A 17,727-nucleotide genomic window follows, 5' to 3' on the forward strand; every position below is an offset into this window, starting at 1 on the left:
CGCGGACCCGTCGGGCGCGTGGCTTTGCGCGTGCCCCTAATCCCCCATCCGCCAGTCGGCCGGGGCGGCCCGGCGGTCGCCCACGGTCAGGCGCCCGCCATAGGGCTCCAGGCAGAGATCGACCAGGGCCAGCGCCTCGGTGGGCTCGGCCAGGGCGAACAGTTCGGCGAAGGCGTGTTCGAAGGCCGCGGCCAGGCCGGGGTCGAGCCGGCGCAGCGCCTTGGCCAGCCCCTTGCCGCTGCCGCTCCAGGCCAGGGCCGCGCGCAGGGTGAAGTCGGCCAGCTCGATATAGAGCCGGGTGCCGATGGCCAGCTGCTCCGCCCGGGTGCGGTCCTGGGCCAGATCGGCGGCGAGGTCGGAGATGGCATAGCGCCGCCGGCGCATTTCCCCGTCCGACAGGGGCGGCGGTCCGCCGTCCAGCACGGCCTGGGCCTGCCGCTTCAGTTCCTCGATCACCTCCGGCTGCCCGGCCAGGGGCAGGCCGTTGGCGACCATGCGGGCCAGGGACGGTTTGCCGGCCTGCCGGTCATTGTCCCAGAACCAGGCCAGCGTGTCGGGGTCGTGCAGGAACAGCTCCAGCATGAAGCCGCCGCGCTCGTGCGTTTCACGCACGGCCCCGTCCAGGTGGCTGTAGACGATGACGGCATCGATGTCGGAGCCGGCGGTTGCCGTGCCTTTGGCCACCGACCCCGCCAGGAAGGCGGCGATGACCTCGGGATGCTCCGTCCATTCGCGCAGCACCGCGTCGGCGATGTCCACCGTGGGGATCTGCGGACTCACGACTGGCCTCCCACGGCTTCCAGCGCCAGATCCAGGGCGCGGGCCACGGTGGCCAGCCGCACAGCGTCGCGGTCGCCGGCAAACACGTGCCGCTCCACCAGCACCTCACCGCCGCGGCGGGCGCGGGCGATGAAAACCAGCCCCACCGGCTTGGTCGCGGTGCCGCCGCCGGGGCCGGCGATGCCGGTGACGGCCAGAGCCACATCGGCGCGGCTATGGGCCAGGGCGCCCTCGGCCATGGCCTGCGCCACCGGCTCGCTGACGGCGCCATGGGCCTCGATCAGTGCCGCCGGCACGCCCAGCATTTCGCTCTTGGCGGCGTTGGTGTAGGTGACGAAGCCGCGGTCGACCACGGCGGAGGAACCGGCCACGGCCGTCAGCGTGCCGGCGATCAGGCCGCCGGTGCAGCTTTCCGCTGTGACCAGCCACAGGCCGGTTCGGGCATAGAGGTCACGGATATGCCCGGCCTTGTCCAGGAGCGCGTCGGGGATCATCACATCCCTCCCGGTGCGGCTGGATCGGCGGAGCCTGCGGTCCAGGGCAGGCGCACGGTGGCGGCGGCCTGGGCGGCGATGCCCTCGCGCCGGCCGGTGAAGCCCAGACCCTCGGTCGTGGTGGCCTTGATGCTGACCCGCGATGGACAGAGGCCCAGGATCCCGGCCATGCGGGCTACCATGGCGTCACGGTGCGGCCCGACCTTGGGCCGCTCGCAGATCAAGGTCACGTCCACATGGGCGATGACGCCGCCGCGCGCCGCCACCAGATCGGCGGCATGGCGCAGGAAACGGGCGCTGTCCGCCCCCTTCCATTGCGGGTCGCTGGGCGGGAAGTGGGTCCCGATATCGCCGCTGCCGATGGCGCCCAGAATGGCGTCGGTCAGGGCGTGCAGCCCCACATCGGCGTCGGAATGGCCGTCCAGCGCATGGCTGTGCGGCACCTTCACGCCGCACAGCCAGACATGGTCGCCATCGGCGAACTTGTGGACATCGAAGCCGGTGCCGGTGCGCACATCGCCAAGCTCGGCCATGATCAGACGCTCGGCCCGGGCCAGATCATAGCCATGGGTCACTTTGAGATTGTCCGGATTGCTGGGAACCAGGGTCACGGGCAGCCCGACCTCCTCGGCCACGGCGGAATCGTCGGTCAATTCCATGCCGCGGGCGGCGCGGTGGGCGGCCAGGATCTCGCGGAAGCGGAAGCCCTGGGGGGTGCGCGCCCGCCACAGGCCGGAACGGTCCACCGTGGCCACCACGGTGCCCCCGCGCTCGCGCTTCAGCGTGTCGGCCAGCGGCGTGGCGGCGATGGCTGCCGGCGCCTCCGCCAGTGCCGCGATCACGCGGGCGATGGTGGCGGCGTCCACCAGCGGGCGGGCGGCATCATGGATCAGCACCAGATCGGGGGCCTGTGCCCCGGCCAGCGCCTCCAGCCCGTTGCACACGCTCTCCTGCCGGCTGGCACCGCCGGCGACGGGCTCCGGCAGATCCAGACCGGCCAGGGCGTCCTTATACAGGTCCCGGTGGGCCGGGTTGATGACCACGCGCACGGCATCGACCTGCGGATGGTGCAGGAACGCCTCCACCGACCGGCGCAGCACGGTGCGGCCGGCCAGGGACAGGTACTGCTTGGGCACGTCCGCCCCGAACCGTTCGCCGCGTCCGGCGGCGACGATCAGGGCAATGCAGCTGGGCATGGGGCAACTCGGCCTTGTCGACGGAAGGCAGGACCCTAGCGCGGAAGGCCGGTGCCGCCAACTCTCCACATGACAGTGTCCTGAACGGTCCGGCATCCATGCAGGACAGCCATTCTCCCTCCGATACATCTGCCCTGTTGATCCTGTCCGGCAAATGCCACACATCCCCCTATTCCGCCGGCCGAGCCGCCGTGATGCGGGGCCCGCTCTTGCAAAAGCGGGACGCCGTGGTACGCTCCGCCTGATTTTTGTGCAGTCGTGGAAAGTGCCTAGCCAATGGGCAATTCGTTGCAGCCGATTGAGATCGGTCCGGTGCGGATCGAGGAGCCTGTCATCCTGGCCCCGATGTCGGGTGTCAGCGACATGCCGTTCCGCCGTCTGGTCAAGCGGACCGGGGCGGGGCTGGTGGTGTCCGAGATGATCGCCAGCCAGGCCATGATCCGCGCCAGCCGCGAAAGCATGCTGAAGACCGAGTGGCATCTGGACGAGGCGCCGATCTCCATGCAGCTGGCGGGCTGCGAGCCGGAGGTCATGGCCGAGGCGGCCAAGCTGAACCAGGATCGCGGCGCCCATATCATCGACATCAATTTCGGCTGCCCGGTGAAGAAGGTGGTCAACGGCTTCGCCGGCTCGGCCCTGATGAAGGACGAGCCGCTGGCCGGCCGGATCATGGAGGCGACGGTGAAGGCCGTCTCCGTGCCGGTGACCATGAAGATGCGCAAGGGCTGGGACGAGCAGACCCTCAACGCCCCCCGGCTGGCACGGATCGCCGAGGACTGCGGCATCAAGATGCTGACCGTGCATGGCCGCACGCGCTGCCAGATGTACAACGGCACCGCCGACTGGCGCTTCATCCGCCAGGTGAAGGAGGCCGTGTCGATCCCGGTCATCGCCAACGGCGACATCAACAGCTTCGACGATGCTGTGCGCTGCCTGGAGGAGAGCGGGGCCGACGGCATCATGGTCGGCCGCGGCACCTATGGCCGTCCCTGGCTGATCGCCCAGCTCATGCATTTCCTGCGCACGGGCGAGAAGAAGCCGGAGCCGACGCTGCCGGAGCAGATGCAGATCGTGCTGGAGCATTACGAGGCCATCCTCGCCCATTACGGGGTCGAGGCCGGGCTGAAGATCGCCCGCAAGCATGTGGCCTGGTACTCCAAGGGCCTGCCGGGCTCGGCGGATTACCGGCAGGGCATCATGACCACGGACAATGCCGACGCCGTGAAGCAGGCCATCATCGCCTTCTACAGCAGCGTCATGGATCGCGGGATAACGGAGAGGGTTGCTGCATGATCGGACGGGCCGCCACCATGTTGCGCCGGCGCACCTCGCACAAGGACGAGGTGGACCCGTCGGGCATCCTGGCGGCCCTGCCGGACCCGGTCCTGGTCATCGACGGGGAGGGGCTGGTCCGCTTCCTGAATCTGGAGGCCCAGGAATTCTTCGATGCCGGCGCGGCACGGGTGGTGGGCGCGCCGCTGTCCGATCTGGTCCCGGCCGACAGCCCGGTCTTCGCCCTGCTGGAGCAGGCACGCCAGACCCACGGCACCGTGGTCGAGTTCGGTGTGACGCTGGAGAATCCGCGCTACGGCAACCATTTCGTCACGGCCCAGGCCGCCCCCATGGGCGATCCGGCCGATCTGGTGGTGCTGACGCTGCATGAGCGGTCCATCGCCCGGCGTATCGACAGCCAGCTCAACCATCGCGGCGCCGCCCGCTCCGTGGTCGCCATGGCCGCCATGCTGGCGCACGAGGTCAAGAACCCGCTGTCGGGCATCCGCGGTGCGGCCCAGCTGCTGGAGGACAGTGTCAGCGAGGAGGACCGCATCCTCACCCGCCTGATCTGCGACGAGGCCGACCGCATCGTCGCCCTGGTCGACCGCATGGAGGTGTTCACCGACGGGCGGCCGCTGGAGCGCTCCGCCGTCAACATCCATGCCGTGCTGGAGCATGTGCGCCGTGTGGCGCAGAGCGGCTTCGCCCGCCATATCCGCTTCGTCGAGAAGTACGACCCCTCGCTGCCGCCGGTCTATGGCAACCGCGATCAGCTGATCCAGGTCTTTCTCAATCTGGTGAAGAACGCGGCCGAGGCCTGTCCGGAGCAGGGGGGCGAGATCGTGCTGTCCACCGGCTATCAGCACGGGGTGCGTCTGGCCGTGACCGGATCGGAAAGCCGGGTGCATCTGCCGCTGCTGGTCACGGTGCAGGACAACGGCCCCGGCATCCCCGAGGATATCCGCGCCCACCTCTTCGATCCCTTCGTCACGACCAAGCTCAACGGGACCGGCCTGGGTCTTGCATTGGTTGCCAAGATCATCGGCGATCATGGCGGGGTCATCGACTTCGAAAGCGTCCCGAAACGGACGGTTTTCAAGCTCTCGCTGCCGGTGGCGACGGATGGGGAAAGCCAGGGAGAGGGTGCCTAAAAAATGGGCGCAACTATTCTTGTTGCCGATGACGACCGTGCGATCCGCACGGTCCTGACCCAGGCTTTGGCCCGGCTGGGGCATGAGGTCCGCACGACGGGCAATGCCGCCACCCTGTGGCGCTGGGCTTCGGATGGAGAAGGGGATCTGGTCATCACCGATGTGGTGATGCCGGATGAGAACGGGCTGGATCTGATCCCCCGCATCAAGAAGGTGCGGCCGGACCTGCGCATCATCGTGATGAGCGCACAGAACACGCTGCTGACCGCGGTCAAGGCCGCCGAGCGCGGCGCCTTCGACTATCTGCCCAAGCCCTTCGACCTGAAGGATCTGGTGGCGATGGTGCAGAAGGCCCTGTCGGCACCCCAGGCGCCGACTCTGCCGGCCCCGGTGGTCCAGGCCGAGGTGGAGGAGGAGGCGCTGCCGCTGATCGGCCGCTCCCCGGCCATGCAGGAGATCTACCGGGTGCTGGCCCGGCTGATGGGCACCGACCTGACGGTGATGATCACCGGCGAGTCCGGCACCGGCAAGGAGCTGGTGGCCCGGGCCCTGCACGATTACGGCAAGCGCCGCACCGGTCCCTTCGTCGCCATCAATATGGCGGCCATCCCGCGCGAGCTGATCGAGTCCGAGCTGTTCGGCCATGAGAAGGGCGCCTTCACCGGCGCCACCATGCGCTCCACCGGCCGGTTCGAGCAGGCCCAGGGCGGCACCCTGTTCCTGGACGAGATCGGGGACATGCCGCTGGAGGCGCAGACGCGCCTGCTGCGCGTGCTGCAGGAGGGGGAATACACCACTGTCGGCGGGCGCACGCCGATCAAGACCGATGTGCGCATCATCGCCGCCACCCACCGCGACCTGCGCACCCTGATCCGCCAGGGCCTGTTCCGCGAGGATCTGTTCTACCGGCTCAATGTGGTGCCGATCCGGCTGCCGCCGTTGCGTGAACGCACCGAGGACGTGCCGGCCCTGGCCCGCCACTTCTTCCAGCTGGCCGCCCAGCAGGGGCTGCCGCTGAAAAGCCTGGACAATGCCGCCATGGAGCGGCTGAAGCGCTACCGCTGGCCCGGCAATGTGCGCGAGCTGGAGAATCTGGTGCGGCGCCTGGCCGCGCTCTATGCCCAGGAGGTCATCGGCGTCGATGTCATCGACCTGGAACTGGCCGAGGCCAGCCCCGCGGCCCAGCCGGTGCAGGAACCGGTCAATGAGGGGCTGGGGGCCGCGGTGGAGCGGCATCTCCGCGAATATTTCGCCGCACACAAGGACGGAATCCCCGCCGCCGGCCTTTATGACCGCATCCTGCGCGAGGTCGAACGGCCATTGCTGACCCTGTCGCTGACGGCCACCCGTGGCAATCAGATCAAGGCGGCGCATCTGTTGGGGCTGAACCGCAACACCCTGCGCAAGAAGATCCGCGATCTCGACATCCAGGTGGTGCGCGGGCTGAAATGACGGCGATGCGGCGGGGACCGCTTCCGTCCCCGTCCGCGCTGCCCCATCGTCCGGTGCTGCCCCCTGTGGGGTGCTGGCGTCGGGTGTAGCTTTCTGGTAACAGTGCTGTCAGCCGGCGTCGGGTGCCGCCCTCTCGCCGGTAACGGATCATCTGGACCCAGGGACGCGGATTGCGCCACAGCAGCAGCAACAGGGGCAAGAAAGCCCGCGGGCGGGTCGGCCGGGGAGCCGCAGGCCGTCTGCCATGAGCGTTTCCGCCAACCGCCCCCTCTCGCCGCCCCTGTGGCGGCGCATCGCCCAATGGGCCAACCGCTACCGGCTCGGCAATGCCATGGCGGTATTGCTGACCCTGGCCGCCATCATCTGCGGCGCCGCCACCTATGGCGCGCTGACGCAGACGCCGCCCTTCGGCAAGGATCCCGACACGGTCACGCTGCTGCTGACCACCGATGCCGTGCTGCTGCTGCTGCTGGGGGCCTTCGTGGCCAGGCGCATCGTCGCCCTCTGGGTCGAGCGGCGCCGGGGGCTGGCCGGATCGCGGCTGCACATGCGGCTGGTGGCGGTGTTCTCGCTGCTGGCCATCCTGCCGGCCATCATCATGGCCATCTTCTCGTCGCTGTTCTTCTATGTGGGTGTGCAGTCCTGGTTCAGCGACCGCGTGCGCACGGCGGTCAACGAATCGCTGGCCGTTGCCGAGGCCTATCTCAAGGATCATCAGCAGGCCATCACCCGCGATGCCGAGCTGATGCGCAACGCCATCGGCGGCCTGCCCATCTCCGTCACCTACAATCCCGTGGAGTTCCGCCGCTTCTTCATCAACGAGGCGTTCCAGCGCTCGCTGACCGAAGCCGTGATCTTCGACGGCACCGGCCGGGTCAATGCCGTCTGGGGCCTGGGCTTCGCCTTCGACATGACCAGCGTGGACGAAGCCCATCTGGAGCAGGCCCGCAAGGGCGAGATCGTGCTGATCGTCAGTGAGGCCGGCAACCGGGTGAACGCCATCATCCAGGTCGATCCCCAGTTCGACACCTTCCTGCTGATCGGCCGCCCGGTGGAAAGCCGGGTGCTGGAACATATGGACGCCACCCAGAGCGCCGTCACCGAATACCGGCGGCTGGAGGGACAGCGCTTCGGCCTGCAGACGCGGCTGACCCTGATCTTCATCGGCGTCGCCGTCCTGCTGCTGTTGGCGGCCATCTGGACCGGTCTGAACGTGGCGACATATCTGGTGCAGCCCATCAGCGCCCTCATCGCCGCGGCCGAACGCATCCGGGCCGGCGACCTGTCGGCGCGGGTGCCCGACAGCGCCATGGAACCGGAGGACGAGCTGGCCTCGCTCTCCCGCGCCTTCAACCGCATGACCAGCCAGCTGGAAAGCCAGCGCAGCGAGCTGGTGGAGGCCAACCGGCTGCTGGATCTGCGCCGCCGCTTCACCGAGGCCGTGCTGGCCGGCGTTTCCGCCGGCGTGCTCGGGCTGGACCAGGAGGGCCGCATCAACCTGCCGAACTTGTCCGCGGCGGAATTGCTGGAGGTGGGCGACCCGTCCTCGCTGATCGACCGCGACCTGCTGGAGGTGGTGCCGGAACTGGCCGAGCTGATGGCCGGCATCCGCCGCCGGCCGGGCAAGCTGGTGGAAGGGCAGATCCAGATCCGCCGGGGCGGACAGGTGCGCACGCTGCTGGTGCGCGTGGCGGCGGAAACCGTGGGCTCCGATGTGCGCGGCTATGTCGTCACCTTCGACGACGTGTCGGAACTGCTGTCGGCCCAGCGCAAGGCCGCCTGGGCCGATGTGGCCCGGCGCATCGCCCACGAGATCAAGAACCCGCTGACGCCGATCCAGCTTTCGGCCGAGCGGCTGCGGCGCAAATATCTCAAGGAAATCAACAGCGACCCCGAGACCTTCCGCGCCATGACCGATACCATCGTCCGCCATGTGGACGATATCGGGCGCATGGTGGACGAGTTCTCGGCCTTCGCCCGCATGCCGTCGCCGGTGATGAAGCCGGTGGCGCTGGGCGAACTGGTGCGGCAGGCCGTTCTGCTGCAATCCACGGGCAATCCGGCGGTCCATTTCTCTGCCGACCTGCCGCCAGCGCCGCCGGTGCTGGTGTGCGACAGCCGGCAGATCGGTCAGGCCCTGACCAACCTGCTGAAGAACGCGGTGGAGGCCATCGAAGGCCGCATCGAGGCTGCCGGGGCGGGGAATCCCGCCCCCGGCGAGATCGCCGTGCGTCTGCTGGCGGAGGAGGACCGCGTGCTGTTGTCGGTGGAGGACAATGGCCGCGGTCTGCCCACGGAGGAACGGGACCGGTTGACCGAGCCCTATGTCACCACGCGGGCCAAGGGCACCGGCCTTGGCCTCGCGATCGTCAAGAAGATCATGGAAGACCACGGCGGCGCGCTGCTGCTGGAGGACCGTCCGGGCGGTGGGGCCCGCGTCAGCCTGGTGCTGCCGCGCGACATTCCCGCCACCGGCGAAGCCCCGGCCGCGGTTGAACGCCAGACGGTTGCCGCCGGACACAAGGGGTGAAGAGATGGCGCATGACATTCTGATCGTCGACGACGAGGCCGACATCCGGATGCTGATCGCCGGCATCCTGGACGATGAGGGGATGAAGACCCGCGAGGCCGCGGACGCCGATCAGGCGCTGGCGGCTGTCGCGGCCCGGCGGCCCAGCCTGGTGATCCTGGACATCTGGCTCCAGGGCAGCCGCCTGGACGGCCTCCAGATCCTGGCCGAGCTGAAGCGCGACCATCCCGACGTGCCGGTGGTCATGATCAGCGGCCATGGCAACATCGAGACGGCCGTGGCCGCCATCAAGGCCGGCGCCTACGACTTCATCGAGAAGCCGTTCAAGGCCGACCGCCTGCTGCTGCTGGTGGAGCGCGCCATCGAAGCGGCGCGTCTTCGACGGGAGAACCGGGAGCTGCGGGTCCGGGCCGGTGCCGAAACCGACCTGATCGGCCGCTCGCTGGCCGTCAACCAGCTGCGCCATGCCGTGGAGAAGGTGGCGCCCACCGGCTCGCGCATCCTCATCAGCGGTCCGCCCGGCAGCGGCAAGGAGGTGGTGGCGCGCATGATCCATGCCCGGTCCCGCCGGGCCGACGGCCCCTTCGTCGCCCTGAACTGCGCCACCATGCGGCCGGACCGGCTGGAGGTGGAGCTGTTCGGCACCGAGCACGGCGTCGATGGCGGCGGCCGCAAGGTCGGCACCTTCGAGCAGGCCCATGGCGGCACCCTGTTCCTGGACGAGGTGGCCGACATGCCGCTGGAGACCCAGGGCAAGATCGTGCGCGTGCTGCAGGAACAGACCTTCGAGCGCGTCGGCGGCACCGCCCGGGTCGAGGTCGATGTGCGCGTCATCGCCAGCAGCAACCGCGATCTCACCGCCGAGATCGAGGAGGGACATTTCCGCCAGGACCTGTTCTACCGTCTGGCCGTGGTGCCGCTGAAGGTGCCGCCGCTGCGCGAACGCCGCGAGGACATCCCGCTGCTGGCCCGCCATTTCATGCAGCGCACGGCGGAAAGCGCCGGCCTGCCCATCCGCGTCTTCGGCGAGGACGCCATGGCGGCGCTCCAGGCCTATGACTGGCCCGGCAATGTGCGCCAGCTGCGCAACACCGTGGAATGGCTGCTGATCATGGTGGCGGGCGATCCCAACGAGCCGATCCGGGCCGACATGCTGCCGCCGGAGATCGGCGCCATCACGCCGACGGTGCTGAAGTGGGAGAAGGGGGGCGAGATCATGGGGCTGCCCCTGCGCGAGGCGCGCGAGGTGTTCGAGCGCGAATATCTGCTGGCCCAGGTCACCCGCTTCGGCGGCAACATCTCGCGCACCGCGGCCTTTGTCGGCATGGAGCGCTCGGCGCTGCACCGCAAGCTGAAGTCGCTGGGGGTCCACGGCACCGACCGCAACGGGACGCGGTTGACCGTGGAGTGACGGGCGCGGCGCGGGGCCGCCCGGGGCGGGATCGGGACAGGCGGAAGGCACGGGGGAACAGGGGACCATGAAAGTCATCGTCTGCGGTGCCGGGCAGGTCGGGTCGAACATCGCCCGCTACCTCGCCTCCGAGGGAAACCATGTCACCGTCATCGACCAGTCGGCCGAGCTGATCCAGAAGATCAGTGACACGCTGGATGTGCAGGCCATGGTCGGCTTCGCCTCCCACCCCAATGTGCTGGAGGCGGCCGGTGCCGCCGATGCCGACATGATCATCGCCGTCACCCTGGCGGACGAGGTCAACATGGTGGCCTGTCAGGTGGCGCACAGCCTGTTCAACGTGCCCACCAAGATCGCCCGTGTGCGGCACCAGAGCTATCTGCAGCCCATCTGGGCCGACCTGTTCTCGCGCGAGCATATGCCGATCGACGTCATCATCTCGCCGGAGATCGAGGTGGCGCGGGCCATCTCGCGGCGGATGCTGGTGCCCGGCGCCTTCGACATGATCCCGCTGGCCGACGGGGCGGTGAAAGTCATCGGTGTCGTCTGCGGCCAGTCCTGTCCCATCATCAACACGCCGCTGCGCCAGCTGACCGGCCTGTTCCCGGATCTCAACATCGAGGTGGTGGCCATCGTCCGCAACGACCGGCCGATCATCCCCACCGGCGAGGACCAGATGCTGGCCGGCGACGAGGTTTATTTCGTTGCCGATACGAAGCATGTGGCCCGCGCCATGGCCGCCTTCGGCCATGAGGAGCCGGAGGCGCGGCGCGTCATCATCATCGGCGGCGGCAATATCGGTCTCTGTCTGGCCGAGGAGATCGAGGCCAAGCATCCCCATGTCTCCGCCCGCATCGTCGAGGTGGACCGCCGGCGGGCGCAGATGGTGGCCCAGCGCCTGTCCCGGACCATGGTGCTGCATGGCGACGGGCTGGACCCGGAGATCCTGGAGGAGGCCAATGTCCGCGCCAGCGAGGCGGTGGTGGCCGTCACCAACAGCGACGAGGGCAACATCCTGGCCTCGCTGCTGGCCAAGCGGTATGGCTGCCAGCGCGCCATCACCCTGATCAACAAGACCACCTATCAGCCGCTGGTGCAGCCGCTGAGCATCGATGCCGTGGTCAGCCCGCGCTCCATCACCGTCTCCTCGATCCTGCAGCATGTGCGCCGCGGCCGCATCAAGGCCGTGCATTCCCTGCGCGAGGGCTTCGCCGAGGTCATCGAGGCGGAGGCGCTGGAGACGTCCAGCCTCATCAACACGCCGCTGAAGGATATCCGCCTGCCCGGCGGCGTCATCATCGGCGCCATCGTCCGGGCCGGACAGGTCATCATCCCGCGCCCCTCCACCGTCATCAAACCCAATGACCGCGTCATCATTCTGGCCGAGGTCGGTCAGGTCAGGAAGGTTGAGAAGATGTTCGCGGTTCGCCTTGAATTCTTTTGAGAATTCGCCGTCTTTTCACAAAGTGGTTTAGCCTCTTCTCAGAAATCGGTTGAACACGGATCAGGGCGCCTGAGCATGTCCCGCATCGCCTATGTCAACGGCCGCTATCTGCCGATCCAGGCGGCTGGGGTCCATATCGAGGATCGCGGCTTCCAGTTCGCCGACGCCGTCTATGAGGTGGTCAGCGTCGTCGGCGGATGTCTGGCCGACGAGGAGGGGCATCTGGCCCGTATGGGCCGGTCGCTGTCGGAGCTGCGCATGCCCTGGCCGGTGGCCCCGGCGGTGCTGCGCCAGATCATGCGGCAGGTGGTGGCGCGCAACCGCGTGCGCAACGCCAGCCTCTATATCCAGATCAGCCGCGGTGCCGCGCCGCGGGACTTCCGCTTTCCCCGCGATCCCAGCCCGACGCTGGTGCTGACCTGCCGCGCGGCCCGCTTCCAGACGCCGGAGCAGCTGCAAGACGGCATCGCCTGCATCACCGTGCCCGATATCCGCTGGCTGCGGCGCGACATCAAGACCGTGGGCCTGCTGGCCCAGTCCCTGGGCAAACAGGCGGCCGCCGAGGCGGGGGCCGCGGAAGCCTGGCAGATCGCCCCTGACGGCACCGTGACCGAGGGCTGTTCCAGCAATGTCTGGATCGTCACCGCCGCAGGCGTGCTGGTGACCCGGCCGGCCAGCCCGCTCATCCTCAACGGCATCACCCGGCAGTCGCTGCTGCGTCTGGCGGCGGCGATGGGCCTGGGCGTCGAGGAGCGGCCCTTCACCCTGGAGGAGGCCTTCGCCGCCCGCGAGGCCTTCATCTCGTCGGCCGGCAGTTTCGTGCTGCCGGTGACCCGGCTGGATGGCCGCCCCATCGGCGATGGCCGCCCCGGCCCGCTGGCCCGCCGGCTGCGTCAGGCCTATTTCGACCATGTCGGCGCCCCCGATCCGGTGGAGGCCGGGCGATGAGCGGTCTTTCCCTGTCGCCCCCGGCTGCCATCCTGTTCGACTGGGACAATACGCTGGTCACCAACTGGCGTTGCGTCTGCGCCTCCATCAATGCCGCGCTGGAGGCGTTCGGCCTGCCGACCTGGACGCTGGAGGAAAGCTATGCGCGGGCGCGCCACAGCCTGCGCGACAGCTTCCCCATCCTGTTCGGTGAGGACTGGCACCGGGCGCGTGACATTTTCTATGCCCATTTCCGCGCCCATCATCTGGAGTATCTGGAGCCGCTGCCCGGTGCCGCGGAGATGCTGGCCGGATTGCGGGAGCAGGGGATCTATCTTGCTGTCGTCAGCAACAAGAACGGCCCCTTCCTGCGGGCCGAAGCCGCGCATCTGGGCTGGGACTGCTTCTTCGGAGCGCTGGTGGGTGCGACCGATGCGCCCGTGGACAAGCCGGCGGTGGCGCCGGTGCATCAGGCGTTGGCCCCCGGCGGTGTGGCGGCCGGCGGCGATGTCTGGTTCATCGGCGATGCCGATGTGGACATGGAATGCGCCCACCGCGCCGGCTGCGTGCCCATTCTCGTCGGCAATACCCCGCCGCATGCCGCCGGTCTGGCCCAATTCCCGCCGCGCCTGCGGCTGGAAGGCTGTGCTGCGATTTCAGCCTTGGTGAAGGGCCTGCATCGTCCCATATGATGCACGGACGGGACGGGCGGAGCCAGGCTCCGTCCGGGCGCCGGCCCCTAACCTGGGTGCGTCCGCGGACGTGCCCCAAGAATGAGCGAAGCGAGGCTGCTCCATGTCCGAAAAAGCGCAGAATGTTCAGGACGTGTTTCTGAACCACGTTCGCAAGAACAAAACGCCCGTGACCGTCTTCCTGGTCAACGGTGTCAAACTCCAGGGCATCATCACCTGGTTCGACAATTTCTCCGTTCTGCTGCGCCGCGACGCGCACTCGCAGCTCGTCTACAAGCACGCCATTTCCACCGTCATGCCGGCGCATCCGATCCAGCTGTTCGAGCCCACCGGCAAGGAGAGCGACCACGACTGAGCAACGCTCTGACGATGTGCGCGGGCCAGCAACCCGCGCCCTCGTGATCCATCCCGTTCTCCCCGAGGACCGGGGGAATGCGCGCGCACCCGCCTCGCGCTTGGAAGAGGCGGTCGGGCTGGCGGCGGCCATCGATCTCGATGTGGCCGCCGCGCGTGTCTACAGGGTCATGCGCCCGCGTCCCGCCACGCTGCTGGGGGCCGGTGTGGTGGAAGAGGTGGCCGAGCTTGTCGAGGCCGAGTCCATCGGTCTCGTCGTCATCGATCAGGCCCTGACACCGATCCAGCAGCGCAATCTGGAACGGGACTGGACTGTCAAGGTCATCGACCGCACCGCCCTGATCCTGGAGATCTTCGGCGCCCGCGCCCGCACGCGCGAAGGCAAGTTGCAGGTTGAGCTGGCGGCCCTGACCTACCAGCGCTCGCGTCTGGTCCGGTCCTGGACCCACCTGGAGCGGCAGCGCGGCGGTTTCGGCTTCCTGGGTGGTCCCGGCGAAAGCCAGCTGGAGCTGGACCGCCGCCTCATCGGCGACCGTATCGAGAAGCTGAAGCGGGAACTGGAGGAAGTGCGGCGCACCCGTGGCCTGCACCGCAAGGCGCGGGAGAAGGTGCCCTATCCCGTGGTGGCGCTGGTCGGTTACACCAACGCCGGCAAGTCGACCCTGTTCAACCGCATGGCCGGTGCCGACGTCTTCGCCAAGGACCTGCTGTTCGCCACGCTGGACCCGACCATGCGGGCCATCACCCTGCCCAGCAACCGCAAGATCATCCTGTCGGACACGGTGGGATTCATCAGCGACCTGCCGCATGGTCTGGTGGAAGCGTTCCGCGCCACGCTGGAAGAGGTGCAGGCCGCCGATATCATCCTGCATGTGCGGGACGTGTCGCATCCCGACACCGAGGCGCAGCGGGCCGATGTGGAGACGGTGCTGAAGGATCTCGGCATCGAGGCCGATACCGACCGGCGTGTGGTCGAGGTGCTGAACAAGATCGACCGGCTGGACGGAGAGGAGCGGGACTCGCTGCTGCGCCAGGCCCGGCGCGGGGGCGGGCTGATCGCTGTCTCCGCCCTGACCGGCGAGGGTATCGATACGCTGTTCGACTTCATCGCCGCCCGCATGGTTGCGGGGCGCGAGGTGGTGGAGCTCACGGTCGATCTGGCCGACGGGGCCGCCTTGGCTTGGCTCTACAGCCGCGGTGAGGTGCTGGCGCGCCAGGATGACGAGCAGGGGGCGCATCTGCGCGTGGCCCTGGACCCGGCCGATCTGGCCCGGTTCTGCGCCCGTTTCCCCTATCCGCTGCAGCCGGAACCGGCGCTGATGGCCCGGAGCGCCTGACGGCGCTCCGGTTCGTCCGGCGGGTTCGTCCGGCGGCGGAGGGATGGGCCTCTTCCCCCATCAGCGGAAGATGACCGTCCGGTGGCCGTTCAGCAGCACGCGCTGCTCCAGATGGTATTTCACCGCCCGTGCCAGCACGCGGCATTCGATGTCGCGGCCCGCGGCCACCAGCGCCTCCGGGTCCTGGGTGTGGTCGACGCGCTCCACCTCCTGCTCGATGATGGGTCCCTCGTCCAGGTCGGTGGTGACATAGTGCGCGGTGGCGCCGATCAGCTTCACGCCGCGGGCATAGGCCTGATGGTAGGGCTTGGCGCCCTTGAAGCTGGGCAGGAAGGAATGGTGGATGTTGATGCAGCGTCCAGCCAACTGCCGGCACAGATCCGGCGACAACACCTGCATGTAGCGCGCCAGAACCACCAGATCGACCCCGTGCCGCTCCACCAGATCCAGCAGCTGCTCCTCGGCCATCTGCTTGGCCGCAGCGGTGACGGGAATGTGGTGGAAGGAGATGCCGTGCCAGTCGGCCAGCCCGGCGAAATCCGGATGGTTGGAGACGATGGCCGGGATGTCCATGGCCAGATCGCCGATGCGGTAGCGATAGAGCAGATCGTTGAGGCAATGGCCGAATTTCGAGACCAGGATCAGCACGCGCGGGCGGCGCTCCAGATCGGTCAGGCGCAGATCCATGGCGAAGCGGTGTCCGACCTCGGCCAGTGCCTGCTGCAGGGCATCGCTGTCCGCCCGGGCGACGGCGAAGGACAGGCGCAGGAAGAACCGGCCGCTGGCGGTATCGCCGAACTGGGCACTGTCCAGGATATTGGCCCCGTACCGGGCCAGGGCGCCGGAGATCCCGGCGACGATGCCGATCGTATCCGGGCAGGACAGGGTCAGGACAAAGCGTTGCACCATAACGTTCCTCGATCACGGGGCATTGGCATTCGCGGCGCCGGCGGCCACAGTGGGGCGGCGGACCGGCCCAGCCATCCGGGCGCCGGACTTTCGTTACCGAACAGGCCAGGAACATAGCATGAAATTGCCCGATAGCGCCGCCGTTACCGCCATCATCCGGACCGTCGCCGCCGAGGAGATCATGCCGCGGTTCCGCCGGCTGGGTCAGGACGACATCCGGGAGAAGGGGCCGGGCGATCTGGTCACCGTGGCGGACGAGGCGTCCGAGCGCAGCCTCGGGCGTCAGCTGCGCGGCCTGCTGCCGGGCAGCGTCGTTCTGGGGGAGGAGGGCTATGCCGCCGATCCCGGCGTGCTGTCGCTGCTGACCGGTGAGGCACCGGTCTGGATCATCGATCCGCTGGACGGCACTTCGAACTTCGCCGCCGGCCGGCCCATCTTCGGCGTGCTGGTGGCGCTGGTCCGCGGCGGCCGCACCCTGGCCGGCTGGATCCATGATCCCCTGGCCGACCGTACCGTGGCCTGCGAAGCCGGTGGCGGCAGCTGGCTGGCGGGGCAGCGCCTGCAAGTGCAGCAGCAGTCCCATCCGGCGGTCATGACCGGCGCCTGCGCCGGCCGTTTCACACCGCCGCCGCCCGGTCCGGACGGACGCCAGCCGCTATTGTTCGCCGGCAGCTACAACCTCAACTGTGCCGCCCATGAATATCTGCGGCTGCTGACCGGTGAGGGGCATTTCTCCCTCTATCACCGGCTGATGCCCTGGGACCATGCGGCCGGCGTCCTGGCCCATGCCGAAGCCGGCGGTTTCGCCGCCAGGTTCGACGGCAGCCCTTATCATCCCACCGACCGCGACGGTGGCCTGTTGCTGGCGCCCAACCCCACAGGCTGGCAGCGGCTGCGGCCCCTGCTGCTGGGGGACGCGGCCTGAACGACGGCCTGGCGACGAAGAAACGGCGGCACCGGGCCGGCACGGGCGGCCCGGTGCCGCTGGCCGGTCAGGCACCCGCCTTCGGAGTGCGGTGAACGGTCAGGCCGCCCGGCCCCTGGACCGTCGGCATCAGCTCGATGCGGTTGATGTTGAAATGGGGCGGCAACGTTGCCGCCCAAACCACGCTTTCCGCGACATCTTCCGCGGTCAACGGCGTAGTGTCGGCATAGACCTTGGCTGCCTTGGCCGCATCGCCCTTGAAGCGGACCAGGCTGAAATCGGTCTCGACCATGCCCGGTTCGATCGAGGTGACACGCACGCCGGTCCCGGTCAGGTCCGCCCTGAGAGACAGGCTGAACTGGGTCACGAAAGCCTTTGATGCGCAATAGACATGACCGCCGGGATAGGGATAGCTGCCGGCGATGGAGCTGATGTTGATGATATGGCCGCGGCCGCGCTCGACCATGCCCGGCAGCACCAGTCCGGTCATCACCACCAGCGCCTTGTCGTTGGTGTCGACCATGACCTCCCAATCATCAATGCTGGCGCGATAGGCGGGATCGGCGCCCAGGGCCAGCCCGGCATTGTTGACCAGCAGGTCGATGGCGGCGAAATCCGGCGGCAGGTCGCGCAGGGCGCTCTCCACCGCGGCCCGATCGCGCACATCGAAGGCCAGAAGGTGAGTCGGGACCTTGAACTCTTCGGCCAAGGCCTTGAGTTTATTGAGATCGCGCCCGGCCAGGATCAGGCGGCTGCCCAGAGCGGCGAAGCGGCGGGCGAAGGCCCGGCCGAAACCTCCCGTGGCACCGGTAATCAGAACGGTTTCAGGGGTATAGCCTGGATTGCTCAT

At 68.4% G+C, this 17,727-nt stretch carries 16 protein-coding genes; 11 read left to right on the forward strand and 5 right to left on the reverse strand.

Annotated features, from left to right (window positions below; translation table 11 throughout):
• Window positions 1-36 precede the first annotated feature (36 nt).
• From DK368_RS00705 to DK368_RS00715, 3 genes are read right to left on the reverse strand one after another with little or no spacing between them, the layout of a single operon-like run.
• Entirely contained in the window at window positions 37-780 is a 744-nt protein-coding gene (locus tag DK368_RS00705; protein WP_114391631.1) for a nucleotidyltransferase domain-containing protein, read from the reverse strand.
• On the reverse strand, window positions 777-1,274 hold the full coding sequence (locus tag DK368_RS00710) for a CinA family protein (RefSeq protein ID WP_114391632.1): 498 nt from the start codon (window positions 1,272-1,274) through the stop codon (window positions 777-779). The genes DK368_RS00705 and DK368_RS00710 overlap by 4 nt, the downstream gene beginning before the upstream one ends.
• Complete coding sequence (locus DK368_RS00715; RefSeq protein ID WP_114391633.1) at window positions 1,274-2,470, reverse strand: bifunctional 2-C-methyl-D-erythritol 4-phosphate cytidylyltransferase/2-C-methyl-D-erythritol 2,4-cyclodiphosphate synthase; 1,197 nt, start codon at window positions 2,468-2,470, stop codon at window positions 1,274-1,276. Before DK368_RS00715 ends, DK368_RS00710 begins: the two co-directional genes overlap by 1 nt.
• 276 nt (window positions 2,471-2,746) lie before the next feature.
• On the opposite strand from DK368_RS00715, the gene dusB reads away from it, so the two are divergent.
• From dusB to hflX, 10 genes are all read left to right on the forward strand, one after another.
• A complete protein-coding gene (dusB, locus tag DK368_RS00720; RefSeq protein ID WP_114391634.1) occupies window positions 2,747-3,763 on the forward strand; it encodes a tRNA dihydrouridine synthase DusB in 1,017 nt (338 codons plus the stop codon).
• Window positions 3,760-4,896 (forward strand): two-component system sensor histidine kinase NtrB, encoded by a 1,137-nt coding sequence (locus DK368_RS00725; RefSeq protein ID WP_114391635.1) that lies wholly within the window; start codon window positions 3,760-3,762, stop codon window positions 4,894-4,896. Before dusB ends, DK368_RS00725 begins: the two co-directional genes overlap by 4 nt.
• A 3-nt stretch (window positions 4,897-4,899) precedes the next feature.
• Complete coding sequence (gene ntrC / locus DK368_RS00730) at window positions 4,900-6,348, forward strand: nitrogen regulation protein NR(I) (protein WP_114391636.1); 1,449 nt, start codon at window positions 4,900-4,902, stop codon at window positions 6,346-6,348.
• A 244-nt stretch (window positions 6,349-6,592) separates the two neighbouring features.
• Complete coding sequence (locus tag DK368_RS00735; protein WP_114391637.1) at window positions 6,593-8,878, forward strand: sensor histidine kinase NtrY-like; 2,286 nt, start codon at window positions 6,593-6,595, stop codon at window positions 8,876-8,878.
• Between the two features lie 4 nt (window positions 8,879-8,882).
• Entirely contained in the window at window positions 8,883-10,289 is a 1,407-nt protein-coding gene (gene ntrX, locus DK368_RS00740) for a nitrogen assimilation response regulator NtrX (RefSeq protein ID WP_114391638.1), read from the forward strand.
• Between the two features lie 67 nt (window positions 10,290-10,356).
• Window positions 10,357-11,733, forward strand: coding sequence for a Trk system potassium transporter TrkA (gene trkA, locus DK368_RS00745; RefSeq protein ID WP_114391639.1), 1,377 nt, complete (start codon window positions 10,357-10,359; stop codon window positions 11,731-11,733).
• A 75-nt stretch (window positions 11,734-11,808) separates the two neighbouring features.
• Entirely contained in the window at window positions 11,809-12,681 is an 873-nt protein-coding gene (locus DK368_RS00750; RefSeq protein WP_114391640.1) for a D-amino-acid transaminase, read from the forward strand.
• Window positions 12,678-13,352 carry an HAD family hydrolase gene (locus DK368_RS00755; protein WP_114391641.1) on the forward strand — a complete coding sequence of 225 codons (675 nt, stop codon included), beginning with the start codon at window positions 12,678-12,680 and terminating at the stop codon, window positions 13,350-13,352. The genes DK368_RS00750 and DK368_RS00755 overlap by 4 nt, the downstream gene beginning before the upstream one ends.
• 103 nt (window positions 13,353-13,455) lie before the next feature.
• Complete coding sequence (gene hfq / locus DK368_RS00760) at window positions 13,456-13,707, forward strand: RNA chaperone Hfq (RefSeq protein WP_114391642.1); 252 nt, start codon at window positions 13,456-13,458, stop codon at window positions 13,705-13,707.
• Between the two features lie 43 nt (window positions 13,708-13,750).
• Window positions 13,751-15,043 carry a GTPase HflX gene (gene hflX, locus DK368_RS00765; protein WP_193552233.1) on the forward strand — a complete coding sequence of 431 codons (1,293 nt, stop codon included), beginning with the start codon at window positions 13,751-13,753 and terminating at the stop codon, window positions 15,041-15,043.
• A 60-nt stretch (window positions 15,044-15,103) separates the two neighbouring features.
• On the opposite strand, the gene purU is transcribed toward hflX, so the two are convergent.
• Window positions 15,104-15,952 carry a formyltetrahydrofolate deformylase gene (gene purU / locus DK368_RS00770; RefSeq protein WP_114391644.1) on the reverse strand — a complete coding sequence of 283 codons (849 nt, stop codon included), beginning with the start codon at window positions 15,950-15,952 and terminating at the stop codon, window positions 15,104-15,106.
• 118 nt (window positions 15,953-16,070) lie between these two features.
• Here purU and DK368_RS00775 point away from each other — a divergent pair, with 118 nt between their 5' ends.
• Window positions 16,071-16,877: an inositol monophosphatase family protein gene (locus DK368_RS00775; protein ID WP_114391645.1), complete on the forward strand. Its 807-nt coding sequence runs from the start codon at window positions 16,071-16,073 to the stop codon at window positions 16,875-16,877.
• 67 nt (window positions 16,878-16,944) lie between these two features.
• Here the strand turns inward: DK368_RS00775 and DK368_RS00780 are convergent, their stop codons facing one another.
• Window positions 16,945-17,727: an SDR family oxidoreductase gene (locus DK368_RS00780; protein ID WP_114392063.1), complete on the reverse strand. Its 783-nt coding sequence runs from the start codon at window positions 17,725-17,727 to the stop codon at window positions 16,945-16,947.

Origin of the sequence: Oleisolibacter albus, assembly GCF_003336875.1 — a bacterium.
Lineage (GTDB): Bacteria > Pseudomonadota > Alphaproteobacteria > Azospirillales > Azospirillaceae > Niveispirillum > Niveispirillum album.